Origin of the sequence: Coleofasciculus sp. G2-EDA-02, assembly GCF_040226375.1 — a bacterium.
Taxonomy (GTDB): domain Bacteria; phylum Cyanobacteriota; class Cyanobacteriia; order Cyanobacteriales; family Coleofasciculaceae; genus Coleofasciculus.
The window spans coordinates 1-22057 of record NZ_JAVKEW010000103.1 but is presented as its reverse complement, the minus strand read 5'-3'; the positions used below and the strand labels follow the sequence as shown (position 1 = coordinate 22057).

Genomic DNA, 22057 nt, shown 5'->3' with positions numbered 1-22057 from the left:
AATATAGCGGTTCTCACGCTGGCTAACCTATTTAACTGAGTGGGACACCGCTGGAGTGTCTACATCCCTCATTTTTGGAACGATATGCCCTGGCCCTTTAAGCCTAAATCGCGGAAACAGATTGCTCGCATCGAAATCACGGGTTTGATTGCTGGTAACACTCGCCAACGGGTACTAGACGCGCTCAAAACCGTGGAAGAAAAGAAATTCCCTGCCTTACTCTTGCGAATTGACAGTCCCGGCGGCACAGTTGGCGACTCTCAGGAAATCTACAGCGCCTTGATGCGCCTGCGGGAGAAGGTGAAAATTATTGCCAGTTTTGGGAATATTTCCGCCTCTGGGGGAGTTTACATCGGTATGGGTGCTGAACATATCGTGACCAACCCCGGTACGATTACAGGAAGCATTGGCGTTATTCTGCGCGGCAATAATCTAGAACGTCTCTTAGACAAGATTGGGGTTTCCTTCAAAGTCGTTAAATCCGGTCCTTACAAGGATATTCTGGCGTTTGATCGTGAACTCACCGATCCCGAAAAAACAATTTTGCAAGAGATGATCGATACGAGTTATCAACAGTTCGTGCAAACCGTTGCTGAAGCACGAAACCTGGCGGTAGAAACGGTGAAAAGTTTTGCCGATGGTCGAATTTTCACAGGTCAGCAAGCCCTTGATTTAGGGGTTGTTGATCGCTTAGGAACCGAGGAAGATGCCCGTCGTTGGGCAGCCGAACTGGTGGGTCTTGATCCGGATAAAACGAAATGTGAGACGATTGAAGAACCTAAACGCCTCTGGAGTCGTTTGATTCCTGGCAATACGGGTCGAATGACCTCTGGATTATCAGCAGGGATAGATTGGTTAGAATTTGAACTGTCTACTGGTGGTCAGCCGCTTTGGCTCTATCGACCCTAGGAGTTTTTCTCCAGGTGCAGGGGTGCAAGGGTGCAGGGGAAACAAAAGAGTTAACTCACGCGCCATGCCCTATGAGCGAAGTGAAGGGTCAAAGCTCAAAACTTAGTCAGGGCGGGTTTGGTACAAACGTTACCATCAATAGCTGGCGCGAAAATCCCTAAACCCGCCCCTACAAACCAGATTCCCTTGAAGATCGTGAAGGGTCAAAACTTAAAACTTTTTCAGTCACAATTTAGGAGGATATCAGCAGTGGAGTGGCGTGTTCGAGCGATTCGTGGAGCAACAACGGTGTCAGAAAATACGGTTGCAGCAATTCAAGATGCTGTAACGGAACTCATAGATGAGATAGAAAGCCACAATCAGATCGACCACGAGGAAATGATCAGTGTAATCTTTACCACGACACGAGATTTGGATGCCATCTTTCCTGCTGCGATCGCTCGTGAACGTCCTCATTGGGAAAATGTCGCATTACTCGATCTTCAGCAAATGCATGTAGAAGGAAGCTTGGAGCGCTGTATCCGATGCTTAATTCACATTAATACCTTGGTTAGCCAAACCGAGATTTATCACCCTTATCTGCGTCAAGCGAAAAACTTAAGACCAGATTGGAGTCTTGCTCAATTAAGCTCATCTCACAGTTAAAGGGTCATTCGCATTTATCATTCGTCCTGCGTCATCCTCGCGCTTTGGAAAGCCAACTCTATCAGGGAACAGGAAACGGGAAACAGGGAACAGGAAATTCTGGCTTTATAATTCAGAATTTATTTGTTATTTAGATAATTTGACGTTCGACTAATAGAAATGTCTCGACCGGTAGACAAGCTGCGCCGCATAATCGACGCCAGAGACTCACGTTTGCGTAAATCAAGCATTTCTGCAAGACTCTGTTCCTCGTTATCCAGAGGACTTTTTTGTTGATCAGGTACGACGGTGACTTCAGTTTCCTCATGGGCAAGTGTCTGAGGAGAGTCCTGCGTCTGGATTGCCTGTGTCTGAACAACAGGTTGGGGATTTGGGGGAACTCGACGGCGATTTACTGAGCGTCGCCGTTTTTTGTACCGGGTAGATTTAGACGGTTTGATAACTTGGCGACGTTGAGTGGATTGTCTAAAAGCATGTGTGACTAACAAAGAACCGGTGGCACAACCAAAGGCTAGACCCCAAAATAACGAAAGGGGTAAACCCTCCTTGGGTAGAGAGTCCTCTGTCGGGGAGACTATCCCAGAGTTCGACTGGGGCGTTTTTTTTGCCGTTGATTCCAAAAGAGTTGAAACCCTGGGTTTCGGTACAGACTTATCTGGATCAATCCGCCCAGGATTGATTAAGCCAACTGCCGCCACGGTGCCAATCAAGACAAGAAAGCCCCAGATTGTTCCCCAAAAGATAAAGGGATACCTGTTAACGAGCTGCTGTAATACCTGTGGGTAATTTCGCTGTTCGGAAGAATGGTCAGATGAATTGAGCATTGACGCCCTTTACAGTCAGGATCAACTTGAAAACGCGACGCTTTGCGCCTTAAGAGTAGAGAAACCACTATGGCTGACGGAATTTTAACATGGTTTTTTGCAGAACATGACAAAAATCCTCTCAGTGCCATTGCCCAAATGCGCTAGCATTAACAATCGCAAGGCATAGTTTAAAGGGTGATCCAAGATTATGACAGGAGAGCTAACATCTACAATTAGCATTCACGAGCAAAAGCAGCAACCGCATCACCCGGAAGGTATTTCCGCTCACACTTCCTTACCTCATAGCAGATCATCACGCCCAAGTTGGATGATTGAGGATAGTGAGAAACTTTATCGGATTCAGGGATGGGGGGAGCCATATTTTTCGATTAACGCCGTCGGTCATGTAACGGTTTCCCCCAAAGGCGATCGCGGCGGTTCCCTAGATTTGAGGGAACTGGTTGAAGCGCTCAAAGGACGTAATCTGGAACTCCCGTTATTAATTCGCTTTTCCGATATCCTTGCCGATCGCATTGAGCGGTTAAATGCCTGTTTTGCCAAGGCGATCGCTCGCTATAACTACCCGGGTCGTTACCAGGGGGTTTATCCGGTTAAGTGCAATCAGCACCGACATCTGGTGGAAGAATTGGTACAGTTTGGACATCCCTATCAGTTTGGCTTAGAAGCGGGTTCTAAACCCGAACTGATGATTGCTCTAGCCACATTAAAAACCGATGGCGCCCTGCTTATATGCAATGGTCACAAAGACCGGGAATATATCGAAACGGCGCTGCTATCGATGCGGTTGGGACAAACACCGATTATTGTGATCGAGCAACTCGAAGAAGTCCAGCTTATTATTGACATTTCGGCAAAACTAGGTATTGAGCCGATAGTCGGCGTGCGAGCCAAACTGAGTACAAAAGGGACGGGTCGTTGGGGAGAATCCACAGGCGATCGCGCCAAGTTTGGTCTGACACTTCCGGAGATCCTAACCTGCGTGAACCAACTCCGGGATGCTGGAGCACTCCACACCTTGCAGTTATTGCACTTTCATATTGGTTCTCAAACCTCTGCCATTAGCGTGATTAAAGATGCAATTCGAGAAGCCAGTCAAATTTATGTCGAGTTGCGTTCCTTGGGCGCTGATATGAATTATCTCGATGTAGGTGGTGGTTTAGCCATTGACTACGACGGCTCTAAAACCAACTTCTACGCCTCAAAAAACTACAACATGCAGAATTATGCCAACGATATCGTTGCTGAGGTTAAGGAAGCCTGTGAAGCCCGCCAGATTCCCGCTCCTGTATTAATTAGTGAAAGTGGTCGCGCGATCGCATCTCATCAATCGGTACTCATCTTTGATGTCCTCAATACCAGCGATGTTCTCTCCGGAGAACCCCACCCTGCTCACGATCAGGAACATCTGATTATCCGTAACCTCTGGGAAACTTATCGTACTATTAGTCTGGAAAATTACCAAGAAGCCTACCACGACGCCATTCAATTCAATGAAGAAGCCAAAAGCCTCTTTAATCTCGGTTATCTTAGCCTCACTCAACGGGCTAGAGCAGAACAATTGTACTGGGCGTGCTTTGAGAAGATTCTCAACATTGTCAGGACACAGGACTATGTACCTGACGATCTCGAAGACTTAGAAAAAACGATGGCGTCAATTTATTACGTCAACTTATCGGTCTTTCAATCGGTTCCCGATTCCTGGGCAATGAACCAGCTCTTTCCGATTATGCCCATTCATCGGCTAGATGAGGAGCCAACCCGCCGGGGTATCTTAGCCGATTTGACCTGTGACAGTGACGGCAAAATTAACCAGTTTATCGACCTGCGAGATGTTAAATCCGTGCTGGAACTGCATCCGTTAAGGAAAGCCAAGGTACAGGATAACCCGGATGTCGGCGGGGGTTCTACCGATAATGTTGTTGAAACAACCAATGGCTTAACTCAACCCGCCTTTCTAGAACAGACGGGAACAACATCTGATCATCAAATCCGAGAACCCTATTACTTAGGGTTGTTTTTAGTCGGAGCTTACCAAGAAATTATGGGCAATCTACACAACCTGTTTGGCAACACCAATACTGTCCATATTCGGCTCACACCCAGAGGCTATGAAATTGAGCATCTGGTTAAGGGAGATACGGTAACGGAAGTATTGAGTTACGTTCAGTACGACGCCGAGGACTTAGTTGAAAGCATTCGTCGCCGCACCGAACAAGCTCTACGAGACAATAGAATTACCTTGGCAGAATCCCAATGGTTACTGCAAAACTACCAGAAGAGTCTCAATAGTTATACGTATCTTTCTTCTTAGTTAGGTGTTGATGGTTTATGGTTGGAAGTAATTGCTTCTCTCCCAGCCAGCTACATCGTGCAAATTGCCCACCCACAGGTTTGGGAAAACCTAAACCTGATCCTGTGGGTAGGCGTGCAGTAGTTAACCCTACCAGTAACATGAATGGTTGGGAGATTGCCGACTAACCACCGTTACCCAAAAGTTCAGCTATAGCTTGCTGTTCTTCGGGTTCTTGGGATGGTGGTGTACGGCGGGTATCTGTAATCAACCAATCGAGGGCAGCAGCTTGCACGTCGATAGTAGCACCGGTTTTATCAACGCAGTAGCGTCCAAAGACTAGCTTATCGACCAAGCGAACTCCTGCCCCTAGGCGGGAATATTCAAAGATCACGCTGTTATCAACAGTTGCCCCTTTACAAATCCAGCAATTGGGACCAATCATCGATGGACCAATAATTTTAGCACCATCTTCAATATGGGTCATGCCGCCAATATAAACCGGTCCTGTGACATCAACTTTGTCCCAATTGACCGCCACGTTTAATCCCGTGTAAACACCGGGAGCCACTTCCTTACCGGGAATCGAGACATTTTTGATGTCTCCCCTCAAAACACCCCGAACCGCATGCCAATAGTCGGGAACTTTCCCAATATCCACCCACTGAAAATCCATGGATACGGCATAAAAGGGCGCATCCATCTCCACTAATTTGGGAAATAAATCGCCACCGATGTCATATTCCTGACCAGATGGAATATAATCTAAGACTTCGGGTTCAAAAATATAAATGCCCGTATTGATATTGGTGCTGAGAGCTTCTTCTACCGAGGGTTTTTCCTGGAAAGTTTTAATCCGACCGCTTTCGTCAGTTACCACCACACCGTAGCTAGAGACTCGCTCTCGCGGCACGGGTTTGGTCACAATTGTAGCCACAGAACCTTTTTCTTTATGCCACTTGACAGCAGCAGACAAGTCGAGATCAATCAGAGCATCCCCACAAAGGACAACAAAGGTGTCGTCAAAAAAGGGATAAAAGTCTTGGATTTTACGCATGCCACCCGCAGAACCCATGGCTTCCCCCACCAATTGACCATCGATAATTCGACCTTCAAATGAATAGGTAATTTCAACACCAAATCGTTGACCGTCTCGGAAGTAGCCTTCAATTTCGTGGGCTAAGTGAGAGACGTTAACCACAACTTGGTCAAAACCATGCTGTCTTAGAAGTTCCAGTAAAAACTCCATTACAGGTTTTTGCAGGATGGGAATCAATGGTTTGGGAATGGTATAGGTAATGGGGCGAACCCGCGTCCCCTTACCGGCTGCCAGAATCATGGCTTTCATAATATTATCTTCCTCAAGCTACGCCACAAATTTTCAAGTTAGTCAATTGAGTCTGATGCTCAGTGGTTGCCCTCCAAGGACGTTTAACCGTCGTCAAGACTCATCCTATATACCGGGAAAAATGACACAGATCAGGTGACAAAGGGGTAGATTCACAAAAGTTTGAGTGACTACCGATACCCAATCAATCAATATGCACCACTTACCTTTGTGGGTATGTAGGAGACTACATACCGTATACATGAGTATCTGAAGGCTCTTGCCAAAAGCTAGGAAGCAAAATGGCAAGAAGCGGTTCATGGAACTGGTATTGGTACATTCTGTCAAGTGTTGAGCAGTCGATTAAGCTGCCAATCGTAATCCCAGATAACACCCCTGATTGATTTACTCCAGCGTCCGGATTTTTAGGTCTTGGTAGAACTCCTCTTGAGATAATTCCACCTTAGACTGAGCCGATAACAGGAGCAGCGCCCAAAACACACCGACTCTATCGCTGACTGGAGGTTCAGTGGTATCAACAGCCCTTGGGCGATTGCCGTTTGTCGATACTGTTAGTGATACCGTCCACCACTCTAGCAATTGCTCTAGATTCAGCCAATCTTTTCCGGCGGCTATTTCGTGCCAATGACTGGAAATGAACTGTTCTAAGCGTTTAGCAATATCGGTGAGATTTTCATCATGAGCTAGATGGGCGATAGCTTGTGCCGTTTGTCCTCGTGATAGAGATTGTCGGCGGGTTGAGCGGATGGGTATTGGGGTGGCTTCAAGTTGATCTGCCATTTGCTGCAATTGTTCGATCAACTCGCTCAGGGTGACGGGGCGTTTTTTGGGCGGTGGCGCAGCCGTGCGACGACGGATATGGCGTTCCAAATACAATGGTAAGCGCGGTTCACTCGTGGGTTCGATTTCCGCTTCGGTATCGTTTTGTTCGGGTTCCTCGGGTTCCTCTAAACGTTGTAGAGTGTCTGCTTTGAGTAAGACAAGCATTGACGCCCATAAAAAAGCTTGTCCGGATTGGGACAAATCTGTCTCACGGGGACTCAAGGCATCATCTCCCCAAGGGAGACTACTCAAATAGCGATCAATCACTTCAATCACCTGAACATCCCAGGGATCGATTTCTCCCCGTTGGGCTAGGTCAATTAATAGCGCGATCGCTTCTGTCGCAGGTGTTTGTCTCATTACCAATCTTTCAGGTAGGAACAAGGGAGATGGGGAAGATGGGGGAGATGAGGAAGTTAACTCAAAACTCTCGCACTTCCCCATAATTCACCCTTGTTCAACAATGGTACCTTCAGTTACAGGTTCAGATGCCGATAGTGCGGGTAACTGATGTTCTTCGATTTCTGCCTTGTAGCGTTCCATGTCTTGCTCTAATTCTTCAATGCGTTCCTCTTTCGCCCGGATCTGACGAACGGCTTTCCAGGACTCTAGCTGTCGCTGTAGCTGCGTCCAGACACTAAAAAGCCATGCCAACACAGAACCTAGTCCCATGGCTATAATCAGTTCTAGGGCTAGAGGAGCCTCAACATCAATGCCTTCAATAATTTGAATCGATGTAGGCTGAGTGTTTTGCAAGCTAAATAAAACTAACGCTAAACACACAGCAAATATGAGCAGAAAATTTAGTTGTCGCATAAATTGAGTAATCCATTATACAGTGTCTTGACAATTTTAGCAAGAGACGCTAAAACCTTTTGTCTAGAGCAAAAAATGAGTATTGCGCCTGGATTGAGTGTTCTGTTTACCTCCTAAGTCCAGAGCGAGAAATAACGCCCAAGGCAAAATGACATGAGTAAAAGCATCGCCGATTTGCGGAAAGAGTACACCCTACAGGGGTTAAGTAAAACAGATGCTCATCCCAATCCATTTGGGCAATTTACCTTATGGTTTGACCAAGCGGTAGCCGCCAAGTTACCAGAACCCAATGCAATGACTCTGGCAACAGCAACACCCGATGGTAAACCGTCGGCGCGGATGGTACTGCTTAAAGACTACGATGAGCGGGGGTTTGTTTTCTATACCAACTACCAAAGTCGCAAGGGAAAACAGTTATTGGCAAATCCTTGGGGCGCGATCGCGTTTTGGTGGACTCAGCTAGAACGACAAGTGCGGATTGAGGGACAGATTGAAAAGGTGTCGGCACAGGAGTCAGACACTTATTTTCACAGCCGTCCCCAAGACTCTCAACTGGGTGCTTGGGCATCTGAGCAAAGTCAGCTGATTGACAGCCGCGAGGTACTTGAGCAACGATTACAACAGCTTAAAAAAGAGTATGAGCATAAAACACTGCCGCGTCCACCTCACTGGGGAGGATTCCGATTAATTCCTGTCACCATTGAGTTTTGGCAGGGGCGTCCGAGTCGGTTACATGATCGGTTGCTCTATCAACGCACAGAAGATAGCAACTGGCTGATACAACGCCTATCTCCTTAGAATTATTTGTCAGTCATTTCATTTGTCATACTCACAACGCTAGAAGCCAGCCACGTCATTGGCTGAATTGTTAATTTTTTTTAAATTAATCATTAAAAGTTTATAATTTACAACTTATTGCCGATCGCCACAATCAAGGTTATCTTAGAAGGGCTATGACGTAAAAAGTTGATGTTGATTTTTGCAACATCAAGCCGAAAACTAATTATTAAAAATCAACCAGTGGGGTGCATCGGTGGATTAAATTTATTCCCCTTTGGTAGAAAATAGAAATGTTGACAGCAAAAGTTGGTCAAACGCTGACTTTACTATTGAGTTTATCAATACTTTTAGCCGCTTGTAGTCCGGCTCAAAATCAGTCGGCTCAAAGTGACACGGTAACGATTATGGGAGTCGTTACAGGTAAGGGTGAGGAGGAACTCAAGAAAGCCCTAGCGCCTTTTACTGAAGAAACAGGAATTAAGGTGATTTACGAAGGCACAAATGAGTTCGCCACTCTATTACCCGTGCGGGTTGATTCAGGTAATGCGCCGGATATTGCCATGTTTCCCCAACCGGGCTTGATGGCTGACTTTGCTCGAGAAGGAAACCTGGTGGCGATTGATTCCTTTATGGATACAACACAGCTATCCAATGCTTATGCTCAGGATTGGTTGAAGTTAGCTAGCGTTGATAACAAAATCTATGGTATCTGGTATAGGGCATTTGTCAAAAGCTTAGTTTGGTATAACCCAACCGCTTTTACAGCTAAGGGGTATGAAGTCCCGACAACCTGGGATGAAATGATTGCATTGTCTGACAAAATTGTCGCTGATGGTGGTGTACCTTGGTGCATCGGTATGGAGAATGGTAGTGCTACAGGTTGGGTGGGGACAGATTGGGTAGAAGATATCATGCTGCATACGGCTGGCGCAGATGTTTATGATCAGTGGATTACTCGCGAAATTTCCTTCAATCATCCCACCGTTAAGACAGCTTTTGAAAAATTTGGCACAATTGCGCTTAACCCTAAATATGTTGTTGGGGGTACAACGGGTGTGCTGAGTACCCCGTTTGGAGACTCACCGAAGGGTCTTTTTGGAGAGCCACCCAGTTGCTATATGCATCATCAAGGTAGCTTTATTACAGCATTTTTCCCGGATAATGTGGTGATGGGCAAGGATGTTGATGTTTTTCCATTTCCCAGGATTAATCAAGACATTGATGCTCCGGTTTTGGTATCAGGTGAAATCGTTGCCATGTTTAATGATACTCCAGAGGCGCGAAAGTTAATGGAGTATTTAGCAACATCACAGCCTCATGAAATCTTGGCAAGTTTGGGTAGTTATCTCTCTCCGCATCAACAGGTGAGTTTAGACGCTTATCCGGATGAGGTGACGAAACGGCAAGCTGAGATTTTAATCAATGCGAAAGTTGTGCGCTTCGACGGTTCAGATATGATGCCAGGAGCCGTGGGAACGGGTACGTTTTGGACTGGTATTGTAGATTATGTAGGTGGAGAAGATTTGGATGGTGTTTTGAATAGGATTGAGGAAAGTTGGTCTGATCAATAATATAATTTTTCTGTTTAATTTAGTTTTCTTTTCGCTGTCTCACCCAAGCACGAAAAACTTTCATCGTTTGATTTCGCCCCTCAATTTTACTCCGTTCTAAATAGTGGGGGAGTGCTTCACCCAAATAAAATCCCGAAAAATGAGGACTTTCGCTCACCTGGATGTATTCACCTTCTTGCAGCACGTTTATTTCTAATTTCGTCCCGTTAAACCGCCACAGTTCCCTTACTCCTAATGCTTCGTAGTTATTAAATCGAGTGCGGGAGGTAAGATCAATTTCCAGGGCTAAATCGGGCGGCGGATCTACGCTTAAATCAATGCGTTTTTTCCCACGCACTGCTGCTTCGTTTTCAATATAGAAGCAATCATCTGCTTCTATCCCTTGTTGCATGGTTTCACTTTTAAAGGTTGTTGAACCCAAACTTCTAAATTCTATGTCTAGTTCTTCTAGGAGTACCTTGACAAAGTCGGCAATCATTACTTTATCATCTTCATGTTCGGGTAAAGGCACCATAATTTCCAAGAGTCCTTGACTATAGTTAATCCGCGAACCCCGTTGTTCACCGAACTCCTCTAGCAGTTGTTCGTACATTTGCCAACTGACATCGGTCATCAGAAGTTGTTGACCTGGGGGAAGGATTATTTGCTTAAGTTGGACTTGCATGGTTTTCTCCGGTAGAGTTCGCGATCGCGGGTTGGGGATTTGCCGCTTCCCCTTGCCTATTGCCGCCTACGGTACATCGGGTGGCGCGATCGCTCTTCGCTTTTTTCGGGGCGTGGGATGCTCCCAGGAAAAAAATGAGACACGAACTAACAGCTAGGCAACCGACTGTTAACCTTTTCCATCAAGAACCTATGGGGTATTTTTCATACAGTAGAGACGCAATGGTTTGGTATTTAATCATGCTTTTGTGGACAACAAAGCTGTCCGTTCCAAAGTAAGTGTCATCATTTGTCGGCGTAAAGTGCCAAGTAATGTAGATCACTTCTCCTTCAATCACTTCAGGATCGATTATGTTTTTGCCATTGCTAAATATCTGAAACAGACGATCAAAAACACCACGTACTGCTTCAATCCCCTTGTACACTGTATTGTTCAAAATCAATATGGAGTCTTCGCCATAGTCAGCTATAATCTCATCTAGATCGCCTGCATCCCATGCCTCAATGTGGTGTTTCCACACCTTTTTCGTTTCCTCTGTCGTTTTATCCGTTTTCATAATACAATTGCGCCCAATTAAGAACGCTGAATGGGTGAGACGTAGAGACGTTGCATGCAACGTCTCTACATAGCTAACGGAACTTGATATTACACATAGTCCAATTTGAGGGTAATCGACGAGGCATTATCAAACACCTTGATGAAACTGATGTTGATATTCTCGTTGTAATACCAAGCATTATTGGCAGAAGCATTGAGATGCTGCGCCCGTTCCTCTGGGCTGTTACCAGTAATTGCACTTACCTGTTGTCCAGCAATGGTAACGCTCTTGAGTGGACCAGAATTTCCCTTTGCCTCCCCTGGATCATGCAACAGAGCCACAAAGAAATACTGCTCGTATTGGGGCGTATATCCGTCGTGGATGCGCTCTACCTTAATCTCCCGCGTCTTTTCGCTGGTGTAGCTGTGGGTAATTTTGGTCGCCCGATATTCATCGTTGGCTTTATCGTCATCCACTTCGGCTTTCGGAGCAGACGAACGGCTCACCCCATCATCCAAATACATGGTGTATTCCCCTTGCTGCCCAGGATAGACATTCAGGGTAATCGGATTGGGCTTACCTTCTGCATTCAATTGTCCCACGTATTGTTCTAGCTCAATGGTGGGAATAATTGCCCCTGCGCGGACATACATGGGAACGATAAAGTGAATGTGATCGCCATTGAGATTGATATTGGCATCAAAATCGCGTATCGTTGTTCCCCCTTCTACCACAGAACCCAAAGGCATACTGTTGTTCACAAAACCATACCAGTCGCTACCTTGGGGCAGATAAACATCCCGCTTACCATTGTTGTTATTTTCCGATTGTGGGTGCAACACCGGAGCAATCAGTAGATCCTTGCGAACAAAGAACTCATCGTTGAGGAATTGTTCTTTATCGTTGTAGAGAGATAAGTCGTGGGGATCGTTGAGGAACAAGGGACGGCATATCGGTAGACCATCCAGGGTATTCTCAAACAAAGCATCATAGAACAACTGCATCAGGCGATAGCGCAGCTGAATATAATGCCGGCAAATTGTCGGAACCATGTAGTACAAGTCTTGGGGGGCGGGAATCTCCTTACCCCATGTTTCAAACCACTCCGTATACTGGAAGACTTCTTGGAACTCTTTGCGCCCTTTGCGGACGTAGTGATTGCGGAACCAGGGCAAGAAAGCGCCTGCAGCCGTCCAACGAATCACCAGTTCTGGACTTGCCCACTTCTGCTTATCGTCACTGGCTGACTGTTCAAAACCGCCAATATCTTGCCCGGTGATGGCTAAGGCGTGCATACCGAGAGACAGAACTTGGGAGATATTCATCTGGAAGAAATCCCAGTCAGAGGAGTTATCCCCTGTCCACAAGCCAGCATATCGGTGAGAACCCACATAACTGCCCCGTCCAATGATAAAATTGCGCTTGTTCTCCCGTCCGGGTAGTTTATTCAGTCCTTCGTAGGTGGCTCGGTGGAGATTGTAGGAGTAGGCGTTCCATGCTTTGAGGACAGTGGTTTGTTCCACTGTGCCTTGAAAGTCGCTGTTGATATAGAGCTTGAAGGGGAAGCCTTTCATATCTCCCCGTTTGTCTCGGATTGCCGGGGTGGTCATATCCTGCCAGACAAATTCTAGCCCCTGCTCGAACAGGTAGGTATACTGCTTACCCCACCATTCGCGCACTTCAGGGCGGGCGAAATCGGCGTAGTGCCCTGGACTTCCCAGCTCGTTGCCAGCGGCATCGTTTCCGTAGTACACTTCACCGATGTAAGGTTTGCCGCTGTTGTAACCTTCAACCCACCCACCATTGGGAGAGTATTCATTACCGCCACCGTAGATTTGGTAGTGAAAATTGTCGGGATTGTTCGCATCGTAGCGCAGGTCTTTGACAAAGTAGTCGTTGTCTAGTCCCTCTTTGTAGGTTGAGTAGTAACCTGGGTTGCCCTCATCTTGTTTGCTAATCACCGGGGTAATATTAGTGCTACACTTAACTCCGCGCGATCGCAGGTAACTGAACATTTCCTTGTGATTGCCGAAGGTTTGCTCGTAGGGGCTGTTCTTATTCGTTTGGTAGTTCGGCTTGATCGTGAACGTGCGATAGTTATCTTGAAGATCCACATCCACAGCCAGCCCATCCAGCGGAATCTGCCAGTCCCGATGTTTGTCAACCGCCCACTTCAGATCTGCCGCACATTCGTATCCATAGCACCCTTGGTGATATCCTAAAGCGTAACGCGGTTTCAACTCGGCGCGACCGACAATGGCGGTAAAGCTATCTAAGATATCCTTGGGATCTTCTGCGATAAAGACGTAATAGTCAAGGTCGTTAAACCGGGTGCCCAACATATAGCGACTGGAGTTGCTATAGTTGATATCAAGGAAGACTTGACTGGGGTTATCCAGGAGAACTGCATTGACGTTTTTACTCCCCGGAATACCATTAAACTCATAGAAGAAAGGCTCGGAGTGGTAAAGGGGTTCGCGGTTATCTAAAGGTCCTCGATCATAGACCTGTCGATACCGCATATTATCGAAGTTGAAATAATTCAACTGCTCGGTATTTTTGCTGAGTTTGGTTCCTCCCTGTTCGCCAAACCCAATATACTTGGCATCGGCTGGACTCTTGACTGCTTGGATGATGGCATAATCATCAGGACCATTGGGAGTATAGTAAATTCCCGGTTCTGCGGTTTGCCAGACGGGAATTTCTGTATAGTTGGCATTGGATGTGGAGTTGTTGAAAACTTTGATGCCAAAGGGCGCCAAGGTAACAACCACTTTCATGACGACAGGATTATGCTCAGACTTAGTTGTCAAAACAACCTGACCGTTCCCTTCTGTGTAATCTATATCAAAGAGTAGATTTTTGATTAACTCTTCGTCTGTTTCATCAAAGTTACGGTTTTCCAGCAAGTGGTCAAGAAGGCTATATTCCCCCTCCGTTGATTTTTTCGGGTTGAAGCGCACCCGCAATGTATCATTCTGAAGGATCTGGATTAACATCAGGCAATCGCTGCCATCCCCCTTCTTGAATGTCAGGCTCAACGTGTTTAGAGTCGCCTCGAAGGAATGACTGATAGCTGATCCGAGTTTGTCCCATTCTTTGTAACGACCAAAATATTCCTCAACCTTGAGAAATTTGTAAACCCGATGACTGGGAAAAATTTCGTTGGACATGATGTTACGTTCTCTCGGCAAAAATAATTAAAGAAATGTTGAATTCTGTTCTGAATAGAGTCACGCAACAAAATATGGGAACTTCCCAGATAATGTCGCGAGGGAAACACGATTAAAAAACTTGAAACGCTAATGGTGAATGAATTATCGCCAAAAGCTTTAAGCCGAAAAACAAAGGAACTATTAAGAATTATTTCATGGATACTGCCATGAAATCAAAACTTAGATATGGATGTTTTGGTACTGAGCAAACCGGGAATAGTTTCCCGTTCAAATTTCTCGATATACCTTAACCCAATTATTCCCTTTTTCCGACTTTGTGGCTATTTTTAATTGGGTGATATTCGATCGCCATCCAGATGCAATCGGTATCCGCGTAATATTGATGCCACGGATAGGTATACTTCTGCTGTTTGTGAACTTGACAAAAGGGAATGATCTGGGTGTATCCCTCAATCATCAAAAGATCTTCATAGAGAGTGCTAAAATCATTCTCTTTGAACTTCTGCATACTTCCCCGTCCAAAGATTTGGGTATGAATTTCAAGGAAGTCATGTTGGTTATGGATAGCACAATCGGTAAGAGAAGGGGCATACCAGAGGTTGACTTTAACCGAAAACTTTTCTTGGTGCTCAGGCTGACTCGATTGCCTTGCCATAAAGTAAGGATCAACTTTTAGGATTCCGGCTTCGTCTTGGGGGGACTTCCACAGAGGTACATCTTTGGGAAAGTCTACACCAGGGAAGTTGCCTAACAAATCCCACCCTGACTCAAAGACAATCTTGCCGATGTTTTTCGTCTCTACCACTTCAAGCAACAGCAACGATTTTGCTTCCTTGATGATGGTATCGTTGAGGATTGTCGAGGAAAAGGCGGGAATAATGCTCCTACTCGTTTCGTTCAGGTAAGCATCGGATTCTTCTGGGTTGACGACAATGGTACGCCTGTTAATGGGATAATTTTCCACATTTTCAACGTACTTCGCATCTATGTATGTACCAGAAAAATTAAGGGGCTTGATTTTGTTTGTTCCCATGTATTTTTGATAAATTTACAAGAGCATTTGACCCGACTTTCAGTGAAACCAAGGATGGTTTAGTTCATTACACTATACACACAATTAGCACATTAAGGTAGTGATTACTACGGTCTAAATAAATTTTAATATTCTTCATATATTTTATATTCATATAGCAATATTGGAGACTATTTATAAAGTAAATAATTGCCTGTACTTTTGAACTCTAGAGAGCCTGTAAAGTATTCAAGCATTTAGTTGATCAACTAAATCTGTCGTAGATAACGGGGATGAGCAGGTGTACCCCAACACACCTGTTGAGCCGGAATATTACTAAAAACACTACTGCGGGCGCCAATCACTGCATTCGCCCCAATTTGGACACCGGGAGCAATAAAACAATCAGTAGCAATCCAAACTCCGTTCCCAATGCTAATTCCCGCCGTTTTTAGACCAAAAGCCGAATCTTGAATATCATGACTTCCGGTGCAAAGATAGCTTTTCTGAGAAATCACACAATGACATCCGATGCGAATCTGCTCTAAGCTGTACAAAACCACATCATCCCCAATCCAGCTATAGTCTCCGATTTCTACCTTCCAAGGATAGGTAAAGCGAGCAGTTGGACGGATGAGTACCCCTTGACCAATTTTGGCACCAAATAACCGCAGCAAAAAGCAACGAAAGCCATTGAAATTATGAGGACTTATCGGAAAAGCAACAGATTGAACTAACCACCAGAGTAAAACAAACCAGCTTGAACGCCCCCGGTCAAAGTTGGACTGGTCATACTTTCGCAAATCAACTAAAGGGGTGTCATCCAAAACAGGAGGTTCGGTTAAATCTGGAACAGTGGTGTCTAAGTCTCGGCTCATAGATACTTATACCATTTTAGATTTTAGATTCTTGGCTAATCAGTTATTGGATTTTTCCCTGGTTCAATCAATACAGTAAAGTGGCAAGCTAAAACCCCTTAATATCACCTATTTTCCCTGTTGAGCCAGTTTTCTGTGTCCTATTTCTTTTCACCAAATATTAATCAGCAATTTGAACCTTGTAACAGTCGATTAGGGCTTGGGAGAAACCACAGAAGTCGCCGGAGATTTCGCAGATGAAACGGCTGATGTTTCCACCTCTGGATTCAGCTGACCGCCAAACTTGCGTAATTCGTAGAGTTTGACACCAATTTGATATTCGTATTGACTCAACAAACGCCCGTAAATATAACCTGCCTTACCATCAAGAAACCCGAATTGGATAAAATAAAAGATAATGAACCGCAAGGTGGGTTTAAATGGCATCCACACCCAAACCTTTCTGAGAAAACGCTTACGCTGTACCGCATCACCAAATAAATTAGCACCAATCGTACCTGATTCATCATGACCCGTGAGCATATTAAGGTAGACCCGGGCTTCCCAGTTGGAATAGCGATTGTGTCGTGCCAGCCAGTGGTAGATATCTCGGAAATCGATATGATCCATGTCCGCTTTGAGATAACCGACTAAGCCTTTAAGGATAACGTGTTCGTGAACTTCATTATCCCCCGTGTTGGGGATTCCTTCGGTTCCCAGGTTTTCGTAGCGACCTTTTTGATGTTTAAACAAGCGCAGATTCCAATCGGGATATTTCCCGCCGTGGCGAATCCACTTGCCTAAGAAATAAACGCGGCGATTGATATAGTACCCTTCATAGTTAGGATCGTTAATCGCCGTAGCAATTTCATCCCAAAGTGCCGGGGGAATGCGTTCATCGCAATCTACAATCAGCACCCATTCATTGCGAAAGGGTAGATTCTCCAAACTCCAATTTTTCTTTTTGGGCCAATGTCCATTGAAATAAAATTGCACAACTTTCGCTCCAGCGTTTTCGGCAATTTCGATAGAGCGATCGCTACTTTGAGAATCCACGACAAACACTTCATCGGCTCGGGCGACACTAGCCAGACAAGCGGGAAGGTTAGCTTCTTCGTTTTTGGCTGGAATTAGAACAGAAATGGGAACTTTAGAATCAGTAGTGGTCATGATTAAAAAATATTTAATCGGTAAAAACGGGAACGTTTGACTTACATTTTGAACCCTAAAATAAACAGGATTCAAAACCTGAGCGAGTTTGGGCGAGTGGAACTGTGATAAATGTTGAAAATTGTGGCATTTTCCCAATTCCTTGATAGGAGCATGAGATTTTGCCACCTTGACCATACCATCCCAGCTTACTAAACGAACCTTTGGCTAGATGCTCCAATCCATAGCCATAGTTTAGCGTCTTAAGCGTCTTTCTTCTGGTGGGATAGGCTACAGTACAATTCTCAGTTAAAGAATTTGACCTGGATCAGGGATGGGAAACAGTGATAGATGTGCCATTACGTTCTATCAATGTTATAGCTTCCTCACTCACTAACCTGCCAACTTTCTGTTGAACCCCTCAATCGTTACCGAGATGAGCATGCAACACCGCTAGGGTTTCTGCAAGCTGGCTTAGGCGCGTTTCCAGATCATTTTTGCGACTCAGTAGCTGTCGTAGCTTCTGATAACGCGCGATCGCTAAACTAACACTAGGGACTTGATCCGCAGGACAGATACGCACCCAAAACTGCCCATCAGTATCCAAACCACAAAGGCGATAACCCGCACGGGGGGATTCACAGGTGACATTAGTATCAGTATCAGATTGATGCCACGGTTGGGTTACGTAGTCCATGAGTCGATCCACCTCAGCACGACGTACTCCTGGGTGATCAGCTTCAGGTTGACGGGCATGAGATTCTAACCAACCCTCAACGATGGGTCCATCCATATAAATATCTTGAATTTGGCGCACAATCCTGTGCAGTTGGTTCTGCCAACCTGAGACAATCTCTTCAATTTCTTTAAGCAGGTTCATTGCCAATGCGGGATTGGCGCTATGGCGATGTTCACTGAAGCTAGCGGATTTAAGTTTAGGTAGTGTAGGAGTTTTACTTTGCTGTTTTTGAGCCGGGAATGGCGTAACACTAATCGAAAATGAAGGCTCTTTTCCTTTGGCGGAGTCACGGGAATTGCTGTCAGTTGAGTCTGTTGGGGACGCCACAGCCGTGGATGAGGTTTTGTCATCCTGGGCTAACTGAGATAGAGTGCTTTCGATCCGTTGCAGTTCTGGTTTCATGTTTCTGATGCCACTGGGCAAAAATCACGCTTAATGCAGCAGATGAAGTCCTTAGGGTTTGGTTTTGGGACATTGCCACCCACTTATTGAACGCACCCCAGCTAAATTAAAAATTCCAGCTGGGGATTCTTATGCTAGGCTTTACTCAGCTCCCAAAGGGTACTGAGCGTCACTGGCGTTCCCAGCGTCTGGGAGGAGCTTCTGCCTGCCCAGACCCTAGTAAATTTACTATTAGTTAATACCGCATACCAATATCTGGCACCGATGTTGTAGGAAGCGGATAAGTCGGCGTTGTAGCGCTTCCCATCCTGAAATACAGCTTGGGAATACTTCTTGTTACTCCGCTTAATTTTCCCGCTACCGTCAAAGGCATAAGCACTGGTGTACTTAGCGTTGACTTTGTTTACCTTTCCACCTAACTCGGAGAATTTCTGAATAGTTAACTCAACCAGTTTGTCCTTGCACCATTGGTGGAAGCGCTGTTTCTGTAAAGACCCATGCTTCCCGCCTTTAGCTTTCCAATTCGACAAGTCCTCAAATACCATCACGCTAACATGATGTTTTTGGGCAAACTCAACAATCTGCCTCGAAACGGTTTGAGCAATGTGGTTGTTGATGTTTTTAGACTTTCGATACAAACCTTGGCAGAAGCCCTTAGGCAAATCCTGGTTGATGATTTTCCGAGTTAGTTTGGACTTAGTAGCAATACGCTGCTTACGTTGGTCACGACGGTCTATGTCTCTAGCCGGATTGATAAATTTCCTAGCTTTTACAGTACCGTCCTTGCCAACTATTGAGCAGGTTGCTGTTGTGTTTATGCCAATGTCAATAGCACAAACATAGTCTGAATCAGGTAGAGGTTGAGGGTTAACCTCAACAGGCATGGAAAGATGAACAATTCGCTTATTAGCAATCAGAGCAGGGGACAACAGTCTTGCTCCTTCCCTGGTGTGCCGACTTTTTCCATGCTTTTTGATGGAAACACCTTGCATCCAAACCCAATCAACACCATTCCATATTTTTAGTTCTACTATATTGAAGTTGGAATGGTACTTAATTTGTTGACCCTTGTACATTGCTGGATAGCTGTTGCACATTGAGGTCAACCTGGGAGCTTTGTCGTGTCGATGCCTCCGTTCCCCTCTCTTCCAATCGTCCCAACGAGTAACAAAGCTACTAACAATGCCTAGTGCATCTTGAATTGCAGCACGTCTTAGGTAGCTGGGAAACTTGCGGAATGAAGGATGATTGCTGATAGCTTTGTGGAAGTACCAATAGTATTTAGGGTTGGGGTTGTTTACTGTCTTGTGAATCAGCTTTTCTAAAGCATTGACTCTCTCGGAACTGTTTAGCCCAGAGAGATTTCCCCAATTCCAATAGCTAATGAGTACCAACGGCTTCAGAAAAAGTCGATATTCCGCTACGGTCAAGACTGCTAATCGTCGCTGCTCTTGCGTCATGACTAATTGCCAAACATCGGTTCTGATGTTTGGCTCTTTTTGTGTCTTTTTCCGCTTGGATTGCTTTTTAGCCTTTTTCTTGACCATAGCCTCGACCTAAGCCTCTATGGATATAATGTTACAATTGAATGGCTTAGTTGTCAACTTAGTTACAAAATCAGCTATATGACCACAACAAGGCTTAAGACTCGCTCTAATTATTAACAGCATCTCAAACAGTTTTACTGGTCACCCAAACATATTTTGGGCTAGTAGCTATGCCCTAATTACAGTCGGAGCCGGGGCAACCCTATACAAACTCCTAAAGTATGTGAAAAACCAGGAAAAACCAGACTAAGGATGCTACCGCTTATCATCTTCGTTTCGCTTTCCCCCATCTAAATCAAAGATTCTAGATGGGGACCGCGCTCAACTATTTCGTTCAATTTTTAACCAATCCGGGAATGGATTCGGCAAATCGCCAATTTTTGGTCATTGTCCAGTAAAATTGATTATGGCAGACGAAAGCGATCGCAGGAACGATACTATCCATGGGTCAGCTTATCCTGGTCACAGGTCCAGCACGTTCTGGAAAAAGTGAATGGGCAGAACAGTTAGCCCAACAGACGGATAAGCAGGTCGTTTATGTGGCAACGGCACAGGTTGATCCTAACGATTTGGAATGGGTTGCCCGGATTGAGAAGCATCAACAGAGACGCCCTGCCGAGTGGACATTGATCTGGACACCAATAGAATTAGCACAGACAATTCTGGAGTGGGATCAACAGGATTACTGTCTGTTAATTGACTCTTTGGGAACCTGGGTTGCCAATTGCCTGGAACAAGAGGATTCTAGTTGGCAGGATACTACAGATACCCTCTTAAGCTGTGTCAGCCAAACCTCAGCCACCATAATTCTGGTTGCTGAAGAGACAGGTTGGGGTGTGGTTCCGGCTTATCCCATAGGCAGAACCTTTCGCGATCGCCTCGGTCAAGTCGTGCGTCAGTTGGGTATTATGGCAAACCCCGTTTATTTGGTTACGGGCGGTCATGTGCTTAATCTCAGCACCCTGGGATCACCGCTATCACGGGAATCGCTACCATAGAAATACAGACGGTAATAATAAAGCAGCTATTGCTGCTGAGGTCTAATATATTCTATGGCATCTGAACAGCAAGTCAAACGTTACCTAGCCTATTGGTTTCAGGTTGGCAAAAAAGTTGTCGTCCGCAATGGTGAAAACGTGCTGCAACCGCAGCGAATCATTGCTGGCGATCGCTATAGTCAGGAGTTTGAGGAACTCTGGCAATATCTACTTTCACCAGAAAGCGGGGATTGTTATCTCAAAGGAACCAGTCAAACGGTTTCTGAATTGTTGACATCAAAGTGGGACCTTGAACCCTGTTCCCGCTGTGATATGCCCGTTCCTATGTTCAACGTGGGATCACCGCCAGAGTCTTGCACCTGTAACGATTTATCCAATTGGCCCAATACGGATTTACCCACGCCGCGAGAACCGATCAATACTCAGAATCGCTTGAGTGCGATTCACCAACGCCTTCGTCACGGGGAAAATAGAGAGGGTGGCGATCGCGATCATTCTCCCGATCCAAAAAATCAGACAAGAGAATCTTCTCGTCTCCCAGAATCGTTACATCAAAAAGACTATATGCGGTTGGTGCGCGATCGCTGTTGTTGTCCGTTACCTCAAACCTCTACAGAACCTACCGATACCCAGTAAATTCGGATCACAATTCATCGCTTTACCTCGTGAGACCCCAACCTCAGCGAAGCAGGTTGGGGAGGGATAGAGGTCAAACCGAACCACTCAATGTGGTGAGATTTGAACGGTCCAGGTGAAGGCACGACGATTAACCCCGTGCTTCGCTGCAACAACTGGACTTTTTTGGCGCTAAATTGCCCTAGTCGTTTCCAGTTAATATCGCTAACTGAAACTTGTTTCTCGGTGTCTCCAGAACACCAAGTCGTTGTGTACCACTTTGGCTTTACCCTCCTTTAGCCAACGTCTAGCACGGCTAGGTTTGGTGGGCATTAGTGGTTTGCCTGATTTT

The 22057-nt window shown here is 45.5% G+C and carries 20 protein-coding genes and 2 pseudogenes; 8 read left to right on the top strand and 14 right to left on the bottom strand.

What is annotated here, in order from left to right:
- The first annotated feature begins 84 nt into the window (after positions 1 to 84).
- Entirely contained in the window at positions 85 to 909 is an 825-nt protein-coding gene (gene sppA / locus RLO19_RS11605; protein ID WP_446356513.1) for a signal peptide peptidase SppA, read from the top strand.
- A 249-nt stretch (positions 910 to 1158) separates the two neighbouring features.
- Positions 1159 to 1554: a chorismate mutase gene (gene aroH / locus RLO19_RS11600; protein ID WP_446334436.1), complete on the top strand. Its 396-nt coding sequence runs from the start codon at positions 1159 to 1161 to the stop codon at positions 1552 to 1554.
- Positions 1555 to 1673: 119 nt separating this feature from the next.
- Here aroH and RLO19_RS11595 read toward each other — a convergent pair whose 3' ends face one another.
- Positions 1674 to 2378, bottom strand: a complete 705-nt coding sequence (locus RLO19_RS11595) for a hypothetical protein (RefSeq protein WP_446356511.1) — start codon at positions 2376 to 2378, stop codon at positions 1674 to 1676.
- 310 nt (positions 2379 to 2688) lie between these two features.
- Between RLO19_RS11595 and speA the strand changes: the two genes are divergently transcribed.
- Entirely contained in the window at positions 2689 to 4692 is a 2004-nt protein-coding gene (gene speA, locus RLO19_RS11590; RefSeq protein WP_446356533.1) for a biosynthetic arginine decarboxylase, read from the top strand.
- A gap of 163 nt (positions 4693 to 4855) precedes the next feature.
- On the opposite strand, the gene RLO19_RS11585 is transcribed toward speA, so the two are convergent.
- The 3 genes from RLO19_RS11585 to RLO19_RS11575 all read right to left on the bottom strand — a co-directional run bounded on the left by RLO19_RS11585 (position 4856) and on the right by RLO19_RS11575 (position 7657).
- Positions 4856 to 6019, bottom strand: a complete 1164-nt coding sequence (locus RLO19_RS11585) for a sugar phosphate nucleotidyltransferase (RefSeq protein ID WP_446334438.1) — start codon at positions 6017 to 6019, stop codon at positions 4856 to 4858.
- Between the two features lie 384 nt (positions 6020 to 6403).
- Entirely contained in the window at positions 6404 to 7201 is a 798-nt protein-coding gene (locus tag RLO19_RS11580; protein ID WP_446356509.1) for a segregation/condensation protein A, read from the bottom strand.
- 87 nt (positions 7202 to 7288) lie between these two features.
- Complete coding sequence (locus RLO19_RS11575; protein WP_446356507.1) at positions 7289 to 7657, bottom strand: lipopolysaccharide assembly protein LapA domain-containing protein; 369 nt, start codon at positions 7655 to 7657, stop codon at positions 7289 to 7291.
- A gap of 153 nt (positions 7658 to 7810) precedes the next feature.
- On the opposite strand from RLO19_RS11575, the gene pdxH reads away from it, so the two are divergent.
- On the top strand, positions 7811 to 8455 hold the full coding sequence (gene pdxH, locus RLO19_RS11570) for a pyridoxamine 5'-phosphate oxidase (protein ID WP_446356505.1): 645 nt from the start codon (positions 7811 to 7813) through the stop codon (positions 8453 to 8455).
- A 272-nt stretch (positions 8456 to 8727) separates the two neighbouring features.
- Positions 8728 to 10008, top strand: coding sequence for an ABC transporter substrate-binding protein (locus RLO19_RS11565; RefSeq protein WP_446356504.1), 1281 nt, complete (start codon positions 8728 to 8730; stop codon positions 10006 to 10008).
- Between the two features lie 19 nt (positions 10009 to 10027).
- Here RLO19_RS11565 and RLO19_RS11560 read toward each other — a convergent pair whose 3' ends face one another.
- Positions 10028 to 10672, bottom strand: coding sequence for a Uma2 family endonuclease (locus RLO19_RS11560; RefSeq protein ID WP_446356502.1), 645 nt, complete (start codon positions 10670 to 10672; stop codon positions 10028 to 10030).
- On the opposite strand from RLO19_RS11560, the gene RLO19_RS11555 reads away from it, so the two are divergent.
- Positions 10671 to 10829: a hypothetical protein gene (locus RLO19_RS11555; RefSeq protein WP_446356500.1), complete on the top strand. Its 159-nt coding sequence runs from the start codon at positions 10671 to 10673 to the stop codon at positions 10827 to 10829. The two genes, RLO19_RS11560 and RLO19_RS11555, sit on opposite strands and share 2 nt — an antisense overlap.
- Before the next feature lie 24 nt (positions 10830 to 10853).
- Here the strand turns inward: RLO19_RS11555 and RLO19_RS11550 are convergent, their stop codons facing one another.
- The 7 genes from RLO19_RS11550 to RLO19_RS11520 all read right to left on the bottom strand — a co-directional run bounded on the left by RLO19_RS11550 (position 10854) and on the right by RLO19_RS11520 (position 20092).
- Positions 10854 to 11228, bottom strand: a complete 375-nt coding sequence (locus RLO19_RS11550; RefSeq protein WP_446356498.1) for a nuclear transport factor 2 family protein — start codon at positions 11226 to 11228, stop codon at positions 10854 to 10856.
- An 89-nt stretch (positions 11229 to 11317) separates the two neighbouring features.
- Entirely contained in the window at positions 11318 to 14383 is a 3066-nt protein-coding gene (locus tag RLO19_RS11545; protein WP_446356497.1) for a TIM-barrel domain-containing protein, read from the bottom strand.
- A 298-nt stretch (positions 14384 to 14681) separates the two neighbouring features.
- Complete coding sequence (locus tag RLO19_RS11540; protein WP_446356495.1) at positions 14682 to 15419, bottom strand: hypothetical protein; 738 nt, start codon at positions 15417 to 15419, stop codon at positions 14682 to 14684.
- Between the two features lie 248 nt (positions 15420 to 15667).
- Positions 15668 to 16276, bottom strand: coding sequence for a hormogonium polysaccharide biosynthesis acetyltransferase HpsU (gene hpsU / locus RLO19_RS11535; RefSeq protein ID WP_446356493.1), 609 nt, complete (start codon positions 16274 to 16276; stop codon positions 15668 to 15670).
- A 192-nt stretch (positions 16277 to 16468) separates the two neighbouring features.
- Positions 16469 to 17425 (bottom strand): glycosyltransferase family 2 protein, encoded by a 957-nt coding sequence (locus RLO19_RS11530; protein WP_446356492.1) that lies wholly within the window; start codon positions 17423 to 17425, stop codon positions 16469 to 16471.
- A 400-nt stretch (positions 17426 to 17825) separates the two neighbouring features.
- Complete coding sequence (locus RLO19_RS11525; RefSeq protein ID WP_446356490.1) at positions 17826 to 18545, bottom strand: hypothetical protein; 720 nt, start codon at positions 18543 to 18545, stop codon at positions 17826 to 17828.
- A gap of 134 nt (positions 18546 to 18679) precedes the next feature.
- Entirely contained in the window at positions 18680 to 20092 is a 1413-nt protein-coding gene (locus RLO19_RS11520) for an IS200/IS605 family accessory protein TnpB-related protein (RefSeq protein WP_446356489.1), read from the bottom strand.
- Between the two features lie 443 nt (positions 20093 to 20535).
- Between RLO19_RS11520 and cobU the strand changes: the two genes are divergently transcribed.
- Positions 20536 to 21090, top strand: coding sequence for a bifunctional adenosylcobinamide kinase/adenosylcobinamide-phosphate guanylyltransferase (cobU, locus tag RLO19_RS11515; protein WP_446356487.1), 555 nt, complete (start codon positions 20536 to 20538; stop codon positions 21088 to 21090).
- Positions 21091 to 21144: 54 nt separating this feature from the next.
- Positions 21145 to 21726 carry a hypothetical protein gene (locus tag RLO19_RS11510; protein WP_446356486.1) on the top strand — a complete coding sequence of 194 codons (582 nt, stop codon included), beginning with the start codon at positions 21145 to 21147 and terminating at the stop codon, positions 21724 to 21726.
- A 73-nt stretch (positions 21727 to 21799) separates the two neighbouring features.
- Here the strand turns inward: RLO19_RS11510 and RLO19_RS11505 are convergent.
- Both RLO19_RS11505 and RLO19_RS11500 read right to left on the bottom strand, forming a co-directional pair.
- Positions 21800 to 21968, bottom strand: a pseudogene (locus tag RLO19_RS11505) (RRXRR domain-containing protein); the annotation flags it as partial.
- Positions 21967 to 22057: pseudogene (locus RLO19_RS11500) on the bottom strand (RRXRR domain-containing protein); the annotation flags it as partial. The pseudogenes RLO19_RS11500 and RLO19_RS11505, both read right to left, overlap by 2 nt.